Annotated in this window: 11 protein-coding genes; 4 read left to right on the forward strand and 7 right to left on the reverse strand. The window is 59.0% G+C overall.

The genetic code is table 11. The features are described from left to right. The first annotated feature begins 7 nt into the window (after window positions 1-7). Genes QP971_RS09195 through QP971_RS09205 form a run of 3 tightly spaced genes read left to right on the forward strand, consistent with a single transcriptional unit; the run spans window position 8 to window position 6064 of the window. Window positions 8-1639: a class I SAM-dependent DNA methyltransferase gene (locus tag QP971_RS09195; protein WP_284811531.1), complete on the forward strand. Its 1632-nt coding sequence runs from the start codon at window positions 8-10 to the stop codon at window positions 1637-1639. A 1-nt stretch (window position 1640) separates the two neighbouring features. Beyond that, the gene (locus QP971_RS09200) at window positions 1641-2810 is read left to right on the forward strand and encodes a restriction endonuclease subunit S domain-containing protein (RefSeq protein WP_250413035.1); all 1170 of its coding nucleotides are present in this window, start codon (window positions 1641-1643) and stop codon (window positions 2808-2810) included. A 35-nt stretch (window positions 2811-2845) separates the two neighbouring features. Beyond that, entirely contained in the window at window positions 2846-6064 is a 3219-nt protein-coding gene (locus QP971_RS09205; protein WP_284811529.1) for a type I restriction endonuclease subunit R, read from the forward strand. On the opposite strand, the gene QP971_RS09210 is transcribed toward QP971_RS09205, so the two are convergent. Both QP971_RS09210 and glf read right to left on the reverse strand, forming a co-directional pair. Beyond that, the gene (locus QP971_RS09210) at window positions 6061-7557 is read right to left on the reverse strand and encodes an ATP-binding protein (RefSeq protein ID WP_284811527.1); all 1497 of its coding nucleotides are present in this window, start codon (window positions 7555-7557) and stop codon (window positions 6061-6063) included. The two genes, QP971_RS09205 and QP971_RS09210, sit on opposite strands and share 4 nt — an antisense overlap. A gap of 263 nt (window positions 7558-7820) precedes the next feature. Further along, window positions 7821-9017 (reverse strand): UDP-galactopyranose mutase, encoded by a 1197-nt coding sequence (gene glf / locus QP971_RS09215; RefSeq protein ID WP_239274038.1) that lies wholly within the window; start codon window positions 9015-9017, stop codon window positions 7821-7823. Between the two features lie 146 nt (window positions 9018-9163). Here glf and QP971_RS09220 point away from each other — a divergent pair, with 146 nt between their 5' ends. Continuing rightward, window positions 9164-11062: an N-acetylmuramoyl-L-alanine amidase gene (locus tag QP971_RS09220; RefSeq protein ID WP_284811525.1), complete on the forward strand. Its 1899-nt coding sequence runs from the start codon at window positions 9164-9166 to the stop codon at window positions 11060-11062. Here QP971_RS09220 and QP971_RS09225 read toward each other — a convergent pair. From QP971_RS09225 to QP971_RS09245, 5 genes are all read right to left on the reverse strand, one after another. Then, window positions 11059-11889: an HAD family hydrolase gene (locus tag QP971_RS09225; protein WP_284788425.1), complete on the reverse strand. Its 831-nt coding sequence runs from the start codon at window positions 11887-11889 to the stop codon at window positions 11059-11061. The two genes, QP971_RS09220 and QP971_RS09225, sit on opposite strands and share 4 nt — an antisense overlap. A 22-nt stretch (window positions 11890-11911) precedes the next feature. Next, window positions 11912-13459 carry a glycerol kinase GlpK gene (glpK, locus tag QP971_RS09230; RefSeq protein WP_239274041.1) on the reverse strand — a complete coding sequence of 516 codons (1548 nt, stop codon included), beginning with the start codon at window positions 13457-13459 and terminating at the stop codon, window positions 11912-11914. A 28-nt stretch (window positions 13460-13487) separates the two neighbouring features. After that, window positions 13488-14225 (reverse strand): MIP/aquaporin family protein, encoded by a 738-nt coding sequence (locus QP971_RS09235; protein WP_225746291.1) that lies wholly within the window; start codon window positions 14223-14225, stop codon window positions 13488-13490. 3 nt (window positions 14226-14228) lie between these two features. After that, on the reverse strand, window positions 14229-15953 hold the full coding sequence (locus QP971_RS09240) for a glycerol-3-phosphate dehydrogenase/oxidase (protein ID WP_284811522.1): 1725 nt from the start codon (window positions 15951-15953) through the stop codon (window positions 14229-14231). Between the two features lie 298 nt (window positions 15954-16251). After that, entirely contained in the window at window positions 16252-17787 is a 1536-nt protein-coding gene (locus QP971_RS09245) for a lysophospholipid acyltransferase family protein (RefSeq protein ID WP_284788431.1), read from the reverse strand. Window positions 17788-17804 lie beyond the last annotated feature (17 nt).

Consider the following 17804-nt stretch of genomic DNA (forward strand, 5'->3'; position numbering starts at 1 on the left):
GAGAAAAATGACTAACTCAGTCAAGGATGTGCAGAACGTAGAGTCTGCCTCCGCCACCACCCTCAAAGAGCTCAAGGACACTTTATGGAAGGCAGCAGACAAGCTGCGCGGTTCCATGGACGCATCCCAGTACAAGGACATCGTCCTAGGACTGGTATTCCTCAAATACGTCACTGATGCTTTCGACGCCCGGCGCGCGGAGCTGCGTGCTGAAGGCGAGGAGCGCGGCGATAGCGAAGAGTACATCCAGGAAGACCTGGAGGATATCGATGCTTACCGTGAGAAGAACGTTTTCTGGGTCGACCCCATCGCTCGCTGGACCTTCCTGCGTGACAACTCGAAGGGCAAGACGGCCGACGCCGGCCAGGAGTACCAGTCCATCGGCAAGCTCATCGATAACGCCATGAAGCAGCTCATGCTGGACAATGAGTCGCTATTAGGTACCCTGCCCACCAACTTCGCCTCGGATAGCGTTGACCAGCGCCGTTTGGGCGAACTCATCGACTTGTTCAGCACCACGCGCTTCACCGCGGAGGGTCCCGAGCGCGCTCGCGATTTGCTGGGGGAGGTCTACGAATACTTCCTGGAGAAGTTCGCCCGTGCTGAGGGCAAGCGTGGCGGTGAGTTCTACACCCCGCGTCCTGTCGTTCGCACTCTCGTGGAAATCCTGGAGCCAACCCAGGGTCGCGTCTATGACCCGTGCTGTGGCTCAGGCGGCATGTTCGTGCAGGCCGAGAAGTTCCTCGAGACCACGGAGAAGGACCGCACTGCTCTGGCCATCTACGGCCAGGAGCTAAACGAGCGCACGTGGCGCATGGCCAAGATGAACCTGGCTATCCACGCCATTAGCTCTGCTGGCTTGGGTGAGCGATGGGCTGATACCTTCGCCCGCGACATCCATCCGGGCAAGCAGATGGACTACGTCATGGCCAACCCGCCGTTCAACATCAAGGATTGGTCGCGCAACGAGGAAGACACTCGCTGGAAATACGGCGTCCCGCCCAAGCGCAATGCAAACTTCGCGTGGATGCAGCACATTATTTCCAAGCTCACCTCACAGGGCGAGGCCGGCGTCGTCATGGCTAATGGCACGATGACGTCGAGCTCCTCCGGTGAAGGCGATATCCGTAAGGCCATGGTCGAAGACGACATCGTTTCCTGCGTCATCGCACTTCCTGCGCAGCTCTTCCGCGGCACGCAGATTCCGGTCTGCGTCTGGTTCTTCGCCAAGGACAAGAAGGCTGGTTCCAAGGGCACCATTGACCGCACCAACCAGGTGCTCTTCATCGATGCCCGCGAGCTCGGCCACATGATTGACCGCACTGAGCGCACCTTCAGCGACGAGGACATCCAGAAGATCGCCGACACCTTCCGCCTGTGGCGCGGCCGCACCTCCGCACCGAAGGACGAGGCCTACGAGGACATCGCCGGCTTCTGCAAGTCCGCCTCCCTCGATGACATCCGCGACGCCGACTTCGCGATGACTCCTGGCCGCTACGTCGGCTTCGCCGAGGCCGAAGAAGACGACGAGCCCATCGACGAGAAGATTGCCCGACTCACCGGCGAACTCACCGCCGCGCTTGACGACGCCGCCCGCCTCGACCAGGTCGTGCGCGAACAGCTTGGGAGGTTGAAGTAACATGCCCAACCTGAAAGAACTGACTACCAAAATTGGCTCAGGCTCGACACCTCGTGGCGGCAAGAGCGCCTACATCGACTCCGGAATTCCGATTATCCGCTCCCAGAACATACTAGATCTGTCATTCCACGAATCAGGCCTAGCCTTTATTTCTGAAGAACAAGCTCAAGCGATGGAAGGTGTCAGTGTCCACCTCAATGATGTGCTCTTAAATATCACCGGTGACTCAACGGCAAGAGTCGCAATCTGGAACCGCCGACAGCAAGCCCGTGTCAATCAACACGTCGCTATCATCCGAGCAAATCCAGACCAGCTCGACCCTTACTGGCTTATGTACTGGTTGTATTCCCCCGAGGTAAAACAGCACTTATTGATGCTCGCATCATCCGGAGCGTCTCGAGCTGCTCTCACGAAAGGAATGCTGGAGCAACTGGAACTGCCCGATTTTTCGGTACGACAACAACAATCCATATCTGCTCCACTCAGGGCTCTCGACGATAAAATCGCCGCAAACCAAACGTCAATTTCAAAAATCGATGAAATCCTAAGAGCCCTTTGGCAAAAAGAACTTTCTCTTAGCAACATTGACGTTCCACTTAGCTCATTGGCCTCATTCATCAATGGCAAAGCATTCACTAAAGGCGCGTCTGGAACCGGCCGGGTTGTCGTCCGCATTGCAGAAATGAACTCTGGCATTGGCGGAAAGACCGTATTCAGCGACTTCGATGCAGATCCAGACAACGAGGTAAATCCAGGCGACCTTCTATTTTCTTGGTCCGGTACCCTTATAACCAAGCGTTGGCCCTATGACCAGGCAATTGTCAATCAACACATCTTCAAAGTGGTTCCCAATGGACAACTGGATTTATGGGCTCTCCGTCAAGCAATCGATGCTCAGCTCGAATATTTCCAAATGATTGCCGCTGGTAAGGCCACAACGATGGGGCATATTAAGCGTGGCGATTTAGACCAGGAAGTCGAAGTCCCCGCCCAGATGTCGGAAGAAACGAATCAACTCGGAAATTCACTTTGGAGACTTGCCACAAGCCTTGAGATCCAGAATTTACAACTCGCCCGCACCCGCGACGAGCTCCTTCCTCTCCTCATGAGCGGCCGCATCACAGTCGGTGAGGCGGAGGACGCTGCGGATGAGGCGGCGTCGGAAAGCTAAGCAACCCTACCCCTACAACTCCTAAGGAGAAGCTCATGTTGAGCGAAGAATCCCTCGAGCTCATTGTTCAGGACCACCTGGCGGAACTGGAATGGCAGGCCGGCCACGGCCCGGACTTTGCGCCGGGCTCCGGCGAGCGCGACACCTGGAATGACATCGTTCTGCGCGGGCGTCTGCACAATGCCGTGCGCAACCTCAACCCGGGCGTACCGGAGGAGTACCTCGACCAGGCGATTGGTGAGGTCATCACGCCGAAGTCACAGTCCGCGATTGCGGAGAACCGGCGCATTCACCAGATTCTGGTGGAAGGCTACCGCGGTATCGAGTACATCGACCACGAGGGCAACGTTCAGAACCCAACCATCTGCTTCCTGTCCTCGCATCCGCACATGAACGACTATTTGTCGCTCAACCAGGTCACCGTTGCGAACCTGGACGGCGAGCGTCGCTTCGATGTGGTCTGCTACGTCAACGGCATGCCGCTGGCGTTTATTGAGCTGAAGAAGACGGGCGCGAATACCTCCGTCGAGGGCGCCCACAACCAGCTGCAGACCTACGTCAAGGAATTCGGCATGGCCTTCCGCTTTGCCAATATTGTGATTCCTTCGGATGACCTCAGCGCGAAGTACGGTACGCCGTTTACTCCGTGGAACCACTTTGCGCCGTGGAATGTAGATGAGGACGGCAGCCCGGTAGACCCCAACAACATGGTTGTGGCCGGCGAGCCGGTCACGCAGCTGGACCTGTTGCTTGATGGTCTGTTTAATGTGGAGCGTTTTGGACAACTCTACAGCGACTTCACGGCGTTCGATGACACGGCCGAGGGGCTAGTCATGCGCATCGCGAAGCCGCACCAGTACTTCGCGGTGACCAAGGCTGTGGGTTCCACGATCACGGCGGCGCGCGGCGACAAGCGCGCTGGCGTCATCTGGCACACGACGGGTGCGGGCAAGTCCATGGAGATGGAGCTCTACGCCGCCAAGATTATGCGTCGGCCCGAGATGCTCAGCCCGACCGTCATTGTGCTCAATGACCGTACCGAGCTGGATGAGCAGCTATTTGAGACCTTCAACCGGTCCACCATCCTGCCGGAGGCACCGCGCAATATCGAGTCCCGTGCTGAGTTGCGTGAGCTGCTCTCACAGAAGAACTCCGGCGGCATCTACTTCTCCACGCTCCAGAAGTTTGGCTTGAATGGAAAGGGCGAGCTCCGCGAAAAGGAGCACCCGTTGCTCTCTGACCGCAGCAACATTGTGGTCATCGTTGATGAGGCTCACCGCTCGCACTATGGCTTTGGCGACACCGCGGCTGACGGTTACGCGCAGCACCTGCGTAATGCACTACCGAATGCCACCATGTTGGCGTTTACCGGTACCCCGCTCAAGGAATGGGACCGCGATACGCGCAAGGTCTTCGGTGATGACGTCGACATCTACGACATGAACCGCGCCGTCGAGGACGGTGCCGTCGTTCCCGTGTATTTCGAACCGCGCCTCATCCCACTCAAGCGCATTGCTGGGATTACCGATGACGAGATTGATGACACCGCTGAGGAAGTGCTCACGGGTCTCGACGAAGTCGAGCGCGACCGGATTCAGCGCTCCGTCGCCGCGTTGGAAATCATTTACGGTTCCGACGACCGCTTGGATGCGCTCGCTGAGGACTTTGTTCGCCACTGGGAAGACCGCCGCGAGAACATGCGGGAGTTCATCGGTGCACCGGGCAAAGCCATGATCGTGACCGCCACGCGTTCCATCGCAGCACGCCTCTACTCCAAGATCGTGGCGCTGCGCCCTGAGTGGCACTCGGATGCCGATGACAAGGGAAAAATCAAGGTCATCTACTCTGCCGCGCCGTCCGACCCGGATGAGCTCAAGGTCCATATGCGCCGCCCGAGCGCGCTCAAGGCCGTGAAGAACCGCATCAAGGACGTCGACGACGAGCTGGAAATCGCCATCGTTCAGTCCATGATGCTCACCGGTTTCGATGCGCCGCCCCTGCACACGCTCTACATTGACCGCTCGCTCAAGAGCGCGCTGCTCATGCAGACCCTCGCCCGCGTCAACCGCACGTTCCGGGACAAGCAGGATGGCCTCCTTGTCGCCTATGCTCCGCTGGTCGAAAACCTGGAGAAGGCGCTGGCTGAGTTCACACTCAACCCCTCCGACGACGGAACCAAGGTCACAGGCCAGGACGTTGAGGAAGCACTAACTCTGGCGAAGGGATTCCTGGCTCGTCTCGACGACATTGTGGGAATCGAATGGAAGAACACCGCTTTCATCGATGACGCCAACCTTCGCCGTGCCTTGCTCGATGTCACGGGCTTCCTGCGCAATCCGAAGACCGAAGGCAACTACGACCCCGAGAAGCCAAACGCGCGTCCCGTCGCTGATGAGTTCAAACGTCAGGCTGGAAGGCTCGCGCGTGCCTGGGCACTAGCTTCGGGCAGCCCCGACGCCGAGGAGTACCGCGACAGCGTGCGGTTCTACTCCGAGGTCAAGAACTGGCTCATCAAGCTCGATGCGGGCGACCGCGTGGCCAATGGCGAGCCGATTAGCGACTCCATCCGCAACGCCCTAGGCAAGCTGGTCGTTGATTCGGCTGAGGCCACCGGTGTCATCGACATCTACCGCCAGGCCGGGATTGAGATTCCGAACTTGCAGGATCTCACCGTCGACCTGTTCAAGGACAAACAATCCCCCTCTGAGGTCTCGTTGCTCATCGATGCGTTGCGCCGCCAGCTCCAGCAGGAAGCCCGCACCGCCACAGGAAACAACGAGCTGCGCTCCAAGCAGTTCTCCGAGCGGATCACCGAGCTGATGAATCGGTACACCAATCAGCAGCTCACGGCCGCTGAAATCATCGCCGAACTCATCCGCCTGTCCAAGGAGATTGTCAAGGAAAGCAAGCGCGGTGAACAATTCACCCCGCCACTAGGCAATGACGAGCTCACCTTCTTCGACGCAGTGTCGACAAACGAATCCGCAACCGAGCTCATGGACGACGAAGTTCTTGCTGAAATCGCACGCCAGCTCGTTTCCATGCTGCGTCGCGATGCAAAGACCGACTGGACAGTACGCGATGACGTACGCGCGAAACTACGCCGCTCGGTCCGCAGGTTGCTACGCGACTACAAATATCCACCGGACAAGGCGCCGGAGGCCATCAAGCTCGTGCTTGAACAGATGGAGAAATTCGCGCCAAGGTATTCAGCGGCGGCGCGCGAACAAGGTAACGTTGAACACCGTGGTTAGCCCTGCAGCCGATAGCGCTGCTTCGGGCTCTTCAGCGGCTCAGTGCGCACAATGACGCCTTCCTCAACAAGTTCGTTGATGATCCTGCGCACTCCGTTGAGGGACAGCCCTGCAGCCCCTGCCAATTCGCGGCTGGACGCTGTCCTGTGTTCGCGAAGATAGTCGAGCACGCGCCCGCGGGTTCCGCCGCCCGACGCCGCGGTGCGCTCCGGGGTAGTCGGATTTCGCCGCGCAAAGGTGAGTTCAAATTCGGTCAATGAATCCCGTGGTACCGGCGGCGGCAGCAGCTGCTGTTCCAGTTGGTCGAGAATCTCGATATATCCGGTACCACGATTTTCCGCAACGTACCCATCTCCGTCACCGGCAGGAGTCACCTCCAGCAGCGCAGACAAATGCTGATTGCGCGCGCTAGACATACCCGCAGTGCCCAATCGATCAACGGTGACCGTTCCATAAAGACCACCGGGGTTGAGGATCTCCAGCCGGTCGGCATACAGGTTCACTTGTACCTGCGTGCCCCGCGCCTGCGGCGAATAGTCACGGTGCATAAGCGCATTAGCGACTGCCTCACGCACGGCCTCCGGAGGATAGTCCGGCAAGTCCTTACGGAAGACTCCCGCGATTACGCCTCCGACGCGCATATTGCGTCGGACTGCCCGCACGGCATCCGCGACCAGCACCGGAATGGGCCCCACCAGACTTTCGTTGTCGAGGAAGCGCTGCTTGCCCAACCCGGCCGCTTTATCGGTGCCGGGATATGCTGCAAAGGTCACGTTGAGCCGCGGGAAAAACTGTTGCGGGTAAGTGCCCGCTGCCATGAGCCCGCCCAGAGTTGGCACTAGTTTTCCGTTGTCGTTCCGGGTAATCAGGTGGAGCGCTAACATCGCCTCTTCATCGCTCAACCGTCCAAAAATGCGTTCATGGATGGAGCGCTCGCGGGCCAAGATCTCGGCCACAATGTCAGGATCCAGATCGTCGATGTCAGCAGCCGGAACCGGCTCCAGATCCCATTCCGGCTGGGTCTTGTTTTCCTCCAGCCGGTCGATCTCGTATGGCTTTAGTACGCGGTCCCCATCATGGACCCGGATATAGCTGCCGTGATACTTCGACTGAGAAACGACCCAGCAGGGCTTCTCAAAAGGAGCACATTCGGGAATGGTGCCAACGACAATGCTCGCGCCCTCCCACTCAACAATGTCGATCTGGGCGCGAACCGACGGGGTCACGAGGTCTGCGCATGCGCCAGCCAGGGCATCCGCCATGGCAGTAGCATCAAAGTCTGGTACCGTAACGAACCCGTTGTCTTCATCCAGCCCCAAGATGATGATTCCACCGGTCCCGTTAGCAAAGGCAGAGATAGAGCGAACGAGCTTCTTGGGAAAACCTCCCGCAGCTGCCTTGACCTCGACGGCGCGCGTATCGGTGTCCTGAGATCGCAGGCTTTCAATGATCTCGGCGATTTCCGCCTGGTCATCGTCCCAGACCACAATCACTCACCCCCTATCAGCGCTCAACGCTCCTGAACACCTTCAAACACTACACACAACACTACACATACTGTGGTGTTGTGTGTAGTGTTCGCACGTGTTCCTCGTCCGAAATTCTCACAGTACGGTATGCTTTCGCAGTTCAAACATAATTTTCCCGGTCTGCGCAACACTACACAACACTACATACAACACACCACCCAACACTCCATAGTGTGGTGTGTTGGGTGGTGTGTTGAGTGTTAAGCGTTCTGTTGACGGATTTCGGCTTAGTGGCCGCGCTCCTGCTCAAGCGCCTTACCCTCGTTCCAGAACGGAGCCAGCTTGTTGTCGAACAAGCTCAGCGCTGAGGCAATGGCCATGTGCATATCCAGGTACTGGTAGGTGCCCAGGCGGCCACCGAAAAGAACGTTGTTCTCGCGTGCCTCGGCGGCAGCGCGGCGTCGATAAGCCTCCAGCTTGGTGCGGTCCTCTGGGGTATTGATTGGATAGTACGGCTCATCGCCCTTATCGGCAAAGCGCGAATACTCCTTCATGATGACCGTCTTATCCTTCGGGTACTTATCCTTGCGCTCCGGGTGGAAATGGCGGAATTCGTGGATGCGGGTATAGTCCACGTCCGCATCGTTGTAGTTCATCACCGGCGTGCCCTGGAAATCGCCGGTATCCAGCACCTCCAGATCGAAGTCGAGGGTGCGCCAGCCCAGCTCGCCCTCGGCAAAATCAAAGTAGCGGTCAAGTGGGCCCGTGTAGACCACGGGCGCATCTGGGGACTCGGCACGCAGCTCTTCGCGCACCTCGAACCAATCGGTATCCAGGCGGACCTCAATATTGTCGTGGTCAGCCATGTTTTCTAGCCATGCCGCGTAGCCGTCGACCGGCAGGCCCTCATAGGTGTCGTTGAAGTAGCGGTTATTGAAGGTATAGCGCACCGGCAGGCGGGTGATATTCGCGGCCGGCAGCTCCTTCGGATCGGTCTGCCACTGCTTTGCAGTGTAATCGCGGATGAAGGCCTCATACAGCGGGCGACCGATGAGTGAGATGGCCTTTTCCTCCAGGTTTTGCGCCTCTTCCGGAGAGAATTCGCCGGCCTGATCCTTAATGAGCTGGCGGGCCTCATCCGGGGAGTAGTAGCGGCCGAAGAACTGGTTGATAAGACCCAGGCCCATCGGGAATTGGTAGGCGGTGCCATCGTGCATGGCAAACACGCGGTGCTGGTAGTCGGTGAAATCGGTGAACTTATTGCAGTAATCCCACACGCGTTTATTAGAGGTGTGGAAGAGGTGCGCGCCGTACTTGTGCACCTCGATTCCGGTGGTGGGTTCGGCCTCGGAGTAGGCATTGCCGCCGAGGTGATTGCGGCGCTCCACGATGAGCACCTTCTTATCCAGCTGGCTAGCGGCGCGCTCGGCAACCGTTAGACCAAAAAATCCAGAGCCAACAACGATGAGGTCATAAGAAGTCATGGCCTCCACTTTATTGCACTACGGCAGCTGACACGGCACATCGGCGTGTCGCAACAGATTTCACAGAAGTCACAAACGTACCATCACTATCAACTCTTAACTTTTGGCAACCGTTTTTACAGCTGCACAACCCTAGGGAGATAACAGTGCAACAACGACGTCGACTAGTACCCACTAGGTCAAAATGGTCCACCCCCGTCATCGCGGCGGTCACCTCCATCGCGCTCGCCGTGACGGCCGCATTCGGCGGACAGCAAGTTCTCAAGACCCAAGACTCCGGCAACGGCGGTCCCATTGAGGTCAAAAATTCCTCCTCTAGCTTCAGTGACGGCGAATCCATCGTCGTCGATGACCCAGCCGTAGCCGCTCAGGGCGAAGGCGAAAGCCGCCGCGCGGTCAAGCAGTTCCACCGCGACGAAACCTTCAACATGTTTGCCGTCACCTGGGAGGGCAAGCGAGATATCAACTCCTTCGTCCGCTCCAAGCAGCAGGACGGTTCCTGGAGCGAGTGGCTGCCCATGGATGCAATGAATTACACCGAGGGTAAAAACGGCACCGAACTAATCTTCGTGGGCGATACCAACGATGTGCAGGTTTCTATGGCCAACGTTGACCTCGTGACCGGTTCCAACCTCGACAAGAAGGAAGACTCCCTCCTGGACAAGGCCGCCAAGGGCGCTGATGCCAACCGCCCCGCGCCGCTTGCGTACAACGTCGGCGATATCTCCCCCGTGGCCGATGAGCGCACCCAGGTTGCGGATCTCGACGCCGTGTTTATCGACGGCAACGCCCAAGAAGGCGAAGCCATCGAGCCCACCGCAGAAACCGCGGGCATGCCCAAGGTAGTCACCCGCGCCGGCTGGGGAGCAGACGAATCTAAGCGCTGCCAGCAGCCAACCTACGACGATGGCATCAAGGCCATGACCCTGCACCACACCGCGGGTAGCAATAACTACACCCGCGCGCAGGCGGCGGCACAGGTACGCGGTGCCTACGACTACCATGCGCAGACCCTGGGCTGGTGCGATATCGGCTACAACGTACTGGTAGATAAGTTCGGTACCATCTATGAAGGCCGCTACGGCGGCTTGGACAAGGCCGTACAAGGTGCCCACGTGGGTGGCTTCAACTCCAATAACTGGGGCATTTCCACGATTGGCAACTACGAGCAGGCTGAGCCTTCCCGCGAGATGCTCAACTCCGTGGCCGAGATTGCTGGCTGGAAGGCCGCTATTTCTGGCATCGATCCAATGGGCAAGGCCAGCTTGTACTCCGGCGGATTCAACGGCTCCAAGTTCCCTGCAGGAACCATGGCCACCGTGCCGGCGTTCGCGGGCCATAATGATTTTCACTACACGGCCTGCCCGGGCCAGTACACCACGCGCCATTGGGATGAAATCCGTAAGAACACCAAGCGCAAGGCGGACGCCATCAAGTCCGGCAAGAACAGCACGGACCTGGACTGGCAAGAGTCTCCACAGCCAAATGCCCCCAAGACCCCGCAGCAGGTAGGTGAGGAAATCACGTCGTCGCTGGGCGACGTCGAAGTACCGGTCTCCACCATCTCCGCCCTCGCTGGAATCGCTGCCGCCGTCTTCGGCGTGCTCATCGCCAATGACCGCCTGCAGAAGCCTGATACCGATCAGAAGGTGGCGGGCAACTTGACCACCGGGGATATCCCGGAGATTGTCAACAAGGTTGTCCAAGTCTCCAACAACGAGGGCTTGAAGGAATCCTGGACCTCCGTGCTCAATGCCTTCGGCCCGGTCTTGGGTCTAGCAGTCGGCGGCCCGGACACCACCGATGGCGGCAAAATCCTCTACCAGCTCTTCCAGAATGGCGTGGTGCTCTCCTCCAAGGAGTCCGGCACCAAGGCGTTGACGGGTGAGATCGCCAAGAAGTGGTCCGAGGGCGATAATGCCTCCAAGCTCGGCTTGCCTCTCTCCAACGAGGAAAAGAATGGCAAGGAAATCCGCGTGAAATTCCAGGGCGGCGAGATTGTCTACAACACCGAAACGGAAAAGGTAGACATCTTCACCGACTAGAACCAGCGCTCCAGCACCTTTGCGACGCCCGCCTGGTGGTTAGCCACGGTGACCGCATCCGCGGCCGCCTTAACCTCCGGGTGGGCGTTTTCCATGGCCACACCGCAGCCAGCCCAGCGCAGCATCTCAATATCGTTGGGCATATCCCCAAATGCGATCGTCTCCTGCTGGGCGACGCCGGTGTGCTGCGCCAGCCATTCCACCCCGCGGCGCTTAGTCACATCGGGCGCGGCAACCTCCAAGATTCCTTCCTGCATGGAATAGGTCAGGTGCGCGAGCTCCGGATCGATGTACGGCGCAATGAGCTCATAGAGCTCTGGGGCGGAGTAGTCCGTGTTGCGTATGAGGAACTTCACCGCCGGCTGCCCCACTAGCTCACCCATGCTGACCACGCCAAAGCCCTCAAACAGGGCGTTTTCGGAGTAGTGGCGCTCGACTACGAAGAGGTCCTCGACGGCGTCGGCAAGCGAGCCCCCAGCCCGCTCCGCGCCAAAGCCCACGGTGCCCAGTACGGTCTGGGCCACATCCACCACTTCCGCCAACGCGGCGGGCGAAAGCTCGTGGGCGGACATCACCCGATCCTCCGCGGAGTCATACAACACAGCGCCGTTCGAGGTCACGCATACCGGCCGCGCGGGCAGCTGCTCCAGCACCGGGGCAATCCAGCGGAACGGACGGCCGGTAGAAAGCGCAAAATAGGCACCCTGTTGGACCGCCCGCGCCACTGCGTCACGGTTGCGACGCGGGACACGGTGGTTGCGGTCCAGCAGGGTGCCGTCAATATCGCTCGCGATGAGGCGAGGAGCGCGGGAAGGGAAATTCTCCATACCCGCGAGTTTACGTCAGGACTTAGATGTTCAGGTCCTCGTCCTCATTATCCTCCCAGTCCAAGGAACGTTTAATAGCGCGCTTCCAGTCACGGTAGAGGGCCTCTACCTCTTCCTTCTCGCGCTTCGGCTTAAACACCTTCATGTCTCCTTCCTGGTTACCCAAAACGCTCAGGTCATCCCAGAAGCCATTGTCCAAGCCTGCCGCGAAGGCCGCGCCGGTGGCGGTGGTCTCGATATTCTTCGGGCGGTGTACTTCCACGCCGAGGATATCGGACTGAAACTGCATCAGCAGTTCATTCATGGTCATGCCACCATCCACGCGCAGCTCGGTAATCTCCACGCCGGAGTCCGCGACCATAGCGTCGGCAACATCGCGCGTCTGGTACGCGGTGGATTCGAGCACGGCGCGAGCCAAGTGCTTGCGGTTAGCAAAGCGGGTCAGGCCCACGATGACGCCGCGAGCATCCGGGCGCCAGTACGGAGCGAAGAGTCCGGAGAAGGCCGGCACGATATAAACGCCGCCGTTGTCCTTAACTTCGCGCGCGAGGTTTTCGATGGACGCAGCGTTGGGGATGATCTGCAGGTTATCGCGCAGCCACTGCACCAGGGAACCGCCCATGGATACAGAACCCTCGAGGGCATACACGGGGCGCTCGCCCTCGCGCTGGAAGCAGACGGTGGTCAGCAGGCCGTTCTCAGAGAACTTTGGGGTAGTGCCCGTGTTCAGCAGGAGGAACAGGCCGGTTCCGTAGGTATTCTTTGCGGAACCTGCGCGGAAGCAGCCTTGGCCAAACATCGCAGACTGCTGGTCACCCAGGATGGCGCGGATAGGCACACCGGAAAGCGAACCGCGCTCACGCACGGTACGGAAATCACCCAGGGACGGACGAATCTCCGGCAGCATGGACATCGGGATGCCCATTTCCTTACACAATTCCTCATCCCACTCCAGCTTTTCGATGTCCATAAGCAGGGTGCGGGAGGCGTTGGTGACGTCGGTGGCGTGCAGCGCTTCGCGGCCGGCATCGCCCTCGGCGCCGCCGGTGAGGTTCCACAGCAGCCAGCTATCGATGGTGCCGAAGAGCAGGTCGCCTGCCTCAGCACGCTCGCGGGCACCTTCGACGTTATCGAGGATCCACTTCACCTTCGGTCCCGCCGGGTAGGAGTTGATGATCAGACCGGTGCGGCGGCGCCACTTTTCTGGTCCTTCCTCACCCGAGAGTTCCTTACAGATGGCGGTGGTACGGGTATCTTGCCAGACAATGGCGTTGTAGACCGGCTTACCGGTGTGCTTATCCCACACCACGGTGGTCTCACGCTGGTTGGTGATACCTACCGAGTCAATGTCTTCCACGGTGATGTCGCCATTGGCAAGAGCCTCACCGACGGCGCGACGGGTATTGCTCCAGATTTCTTCCGGATCGTGTTCTACCCAGCCTTTTTCCGGGAAGATCTGCTCGTGCTCGAGCTGGCCAACGGCAGCCTGCTCGCCGTTGTGGTCAAAGATGATGCAGCGCGTCGACGTGGTTCCCTGGTCGATAGCGGCGACGTATTTCTTGTTAGTCATGTGTCTAGTCTCCTATACGAAGATGGAATTAGAGCGCAACGGACAACAGGCCAACGGCTACGGCCGCGACCAATGGGGCCACGATAGGAACCCAAGCATAGCCCCAGTTCGCGCTACCTTTGTCCTGGATGGGCAAGATGAATGCATAAGCAATTCGCGGGCCCAGGTCACGGACCGGATTGATGGCATAACCCGTAGGAGTACCCAGGGACAGGCCGACCGACACCACAACGAAAGCAACGGCAAAGTAGCTCATTGGGCCAAGCTCGCCGCCGGTGGGGCCGAAGGCGATGAACATCAACAGCACGCAGGTGGCGATGAACTCCGTCACCGCATTCCAGCCGTTCTTAGGATGTGCCGGCTTGGTAAAGAAGATACCGTTGGTGTCCTTATTGGCGCCGGTGACGTTTCCGGCGTCGTCGTAATTATTGGCGTCGAAAAGCTGCTTGAAGGCAGCCCATGCCAGGATGGCACCGAGGATAGCGCCGAGGATCTGGCCCAGGAGGTAATACGGCACCAGAGACCACTCGAGCGAGCCATTGACGGCCAACATTACGGTGACGGCGGGGTTAAGGTGCCCGCCCGTGGGATCGGCCACGCTGGCACCGACGAAGACACCCATACCCCAGCCCAGGGCGATAACGACCCAGTCGGAGCCGCGTGCGCCAGAGGTGCGCAGGTTCACCAGTGCACATACGCCGTTACCTAGAAGGAGCAGCAACGCAGTGCCGATAAACTCCCACAGGAATGCATCAAATCCGGTCATAACTTATACCTCGTTTTGGGTAGATCGGGCGGATCCTGCGCGTACCAAAATGTCATTGGCCTCACGGTCAGTTACCGCAGCTTCTGCTTCAAGTTCGGCCTGTGTGTGGGCCTTGAATTGGGATACCTCGCGCTCCTTGTCGGCGTCGCTCCAGCCCAGCAGCGGTGCTACAAAATCAGCAACGGCCGGGGCGGCGTTCACACCGCGGTCGCCGAACTCGATGGCGATGCGCAGGCGGCGGGACAGGATGTCTTCCAAGTGCAATGCACCCTCGTGGGTGACGGCGTAGCGGACCTCGGCCCACAGGTAGGACTCGGCACCTGGCACTGGCTCGAGCAGGGAGGCGTCCTCAGTAGCTGGCGCTAGAACCTCGCCCAGCAAAGAGCCATAGCGGCCGAGCAGGTGCTCAATGAACTTCTCGCTCAGGTTATAGCGACGAGCTAAGGATGGGACCTGGTTGGCCAAGGCGTGATAGCCGGCGGCGCCCAGGATCGGGGTTTGCTCGGTGATGGACTCTGGGACCTTGGTACCCAGTTCCTTCACCGCTAGGTCCACGGCGTCCTTACCGATGACGCGGTACGTGGTGTACTTACCGCCGGCGACAGAGACCATGCCTGGGGCCACGCGTGCGACGGCGTGGTTGCGGGAGAGGTTGGTGGTGGAATCGGACTTGCCGGACAGCAGCGGGCGCAGGCCGGAGTAGACACCCACGATGTCATCGCGGGTGATCTGGCGGCGTACGCGCTGGTTTACCTGGTCCAGAATGTAGTCAATATCGGACTTGGTCGGCGCCGGATCCGGCAAGGAGAGACCCTTTTCCCAATCGGTATCGGTGGTACCGATGATCCAGTACTCGCCCCATGGGATAACGAAGAGGACGGACTTTTCGGTGACGAAGCACAGGGCTGCCTCTGCATCAAGCGCATCCTTGGGCACAACGATGTGCACACCCTTGGAGGCGTGCACGGTGAACTTGCCCTCCACGCCGGCCATCTCTTGAATCTTGTCATTCCACACGCCGGTGGCGTTGATAAAGACCTTGCCCCGCACGGTGGTCTCGCGGCCGGTGGCGGTATCGCGAACCTTCGCGCCTACGATGCGGCCGCCGCGGTCCTTGTCAAAGCCAATGACCTCGGTATTGGTACGTACATCGGCACCATACTCGGCGGCGGTACGCAGCACGGTCATGGTGTGGCGGGCGTCATCAACCAAAGTGTCGTAGTAGCGCACGCCGCCCACAATGGCATCGTCCTTCAGGCCTGGGGTCACCTTCAGCACTCCCTTGCGGGTGAGGTGCTTCTGCATTGGCACGCTCTTCGAGCCGCCCATGAGGTCATAAAGAGTAAAGCCACCGAACATCATCACGCGCTCCCATACGTGGTGGGTCAGCGGGAAGATGAACTTCAGCGGCTTCACCAGGTGGGGTGCCAGGGTAGACATATTGAGCTCGCGCTCCTTGAGGGACTCCGCCACTAGGCGGAAGTCAAACATGGCTAGGTAGCGCAGGCCACCGTGGAACATCTTGGAGGAGCGAGAAGAGGTACCTGCGGCGAAGTCGCGTGCCTCAATGACGGCGGTCTTGAGGCCACGGGTAGCGGCGTCCGCTGCCGCACCAGCGCCTACGGAACCGCCACCGATGATGACTACGTCGTAGTCCTCATCTGCGTATCCATTCCATAGATTTTCAAAGTATTCGGGGTTAAAGGATTGGTTGCTTTGCTGGGTCATTGCTGACCGCATCTCCTTCCTTGGTGCTTGCATGTGCCTGCGCCATAAATCCATGAATGAGATGACAAAAGCACAGCTAAGAGCAGTTAAATTGCGGTTTCGGTGGAAAGATTCACACCACGGCTGCAGAGATTTTATCTCCTTAAACCTATGATAGGAGTCACGGGCGTCAGTTACACAGATGGTTACTCACACGTAGGTTTCAGGCCCGTAAGCAGTAACTTTTCCTAAAATACTTAGCCACCCGAAAAGAAAAAGCACCCCCTGGCGGGGGTGCAAAGCAGACGCAAAGCCCGCGCTATTTCTGCGCTAACCGTGCCATCACTTCAAGCACTTCGGACATTCCGGCTTTCTCCGCAGAATATGTGACCGCTTGGGCGCCCTTGACCACCTCAATAGGGGCAGTTTCCAAAGCCACCACCGGCATCCAGTCAAGGAAATCCTCATCTCCTGGCTCGTTAGCAAAAACCAGGGCCTCCTCCGACTTAGCTTGCAGATCCTCGAGGATGCGCTCCACGCCTTGTACCGCGGTCGCGGCAGTGACGGAGAGTGCATTGGTATCGAGACGCGGCTGCACAGCATCCTCATCAAGGACAACGCTCCACACGGCCTGCGGAACATCCACCTCACCGGCGGGTGATATCACGATCAGGACTTCGGCCGCCGGATAGATCTCCGCCAAAGCCTTGTGCAATCGCGGAGTCAGCGCGCCATCTTCCCAATTCAGCGCGCTGCTGTGCGCCACTACCACGCGGGGGATGGAAGAGAATTGCGCCTTCATGCGGTGCGGCAAACGCGAGACGATAAGCCGGGATTGGGTAGCTGCCGCCAACAGGCCCTGCTCTGCTACGGAACCGGCCCATATCTCCTTACTGCTGGCCGTGATGGACACTTGGGTTTGCGCCACATCCGACTTCAGCTGCGCCATGACATCCGCGACCTTATCGCGGCCTTCATCCAAGCCGCGGGTTGCCTCTTCAACCACGGCATTGAGGTTGTGCTTGATCCACTCCAAGGTCTCCGGGGCGGTACGCGCCTTATTCTTTGGCTCCTCCCCGTCCGTTCCCTTGGCGGCGGCCATGTGATTGCGCACCAAGTCAACCGTAGTAACGGAGACGCGTTCTTTGAGGCCCACTAGATCGTCGCGCAGTCGGCGTACGCGGTGACGTTCGGTCTCCACTTCAGCATCGCGAGCTTCTGCCTCATCAAGGGTAGGAGCCCCTCCACCTTTACGGGCGGGCACCCAGTATTCACCGGCAGGCATGGGCCCAAATTCGGCTTCGTACTGCTCCCATAGTCCTTCCAACGCCTCTTGCATACGGCGTCGAATCTCCGCGGTATCAGCCTCCGCATCACCGGTGGGATAGTACGGTTCGAGGGCGGTAATAAAGACAGGCGTCTTGGTCCGTCCCAGGTTCTTTTTGTGTCCCTTGGTCCACAGGCGTTGCGAACCAAAAATGACCTGCGGGATTACCGGCACCCCCGCCTCATAGGCAATGCGGGAGGCGCCACTTTTCATGCTGCGGATTTCAAAGCTGCGGGAAATTGTGCCTTCAGAAAACACGCCCACGAGTTCGCCGTCCTTGGCCAGCTGTACCGCTTGGCGGAAGGAGGCGCTGCCATCGATACGGTCAACTGGCACGTGATGCATGGCCCTCAACAAAGGTCCCGCCACTGGGGCTTTAAAGATTCCAGCTTTAGCCAGGAAGCGTACGAGACGCTTCTTGCGATAGGCCAAAAAGGCGCCGAAAAGGAAATCCATGTAGCCGGTGTGGTTGCAGACCAACACCGCGCCGCCCTTATCGGGGATATTTTCTTCCCCCGAAAGGCGCATTTTTAACCCCTGTGCCA

The sequence above is a fragment of the Corynebacterium marquesiae genome (genome assembly GCF_030229635.1).
In the GTDB taxonomy this organism is placed as follows: Bacteria; Actinomycetota; Actinomycetes; order Mycobacteriales; family Mycobacteriaceae; genus Corynebacterium; species Corynebacterium marquesiae.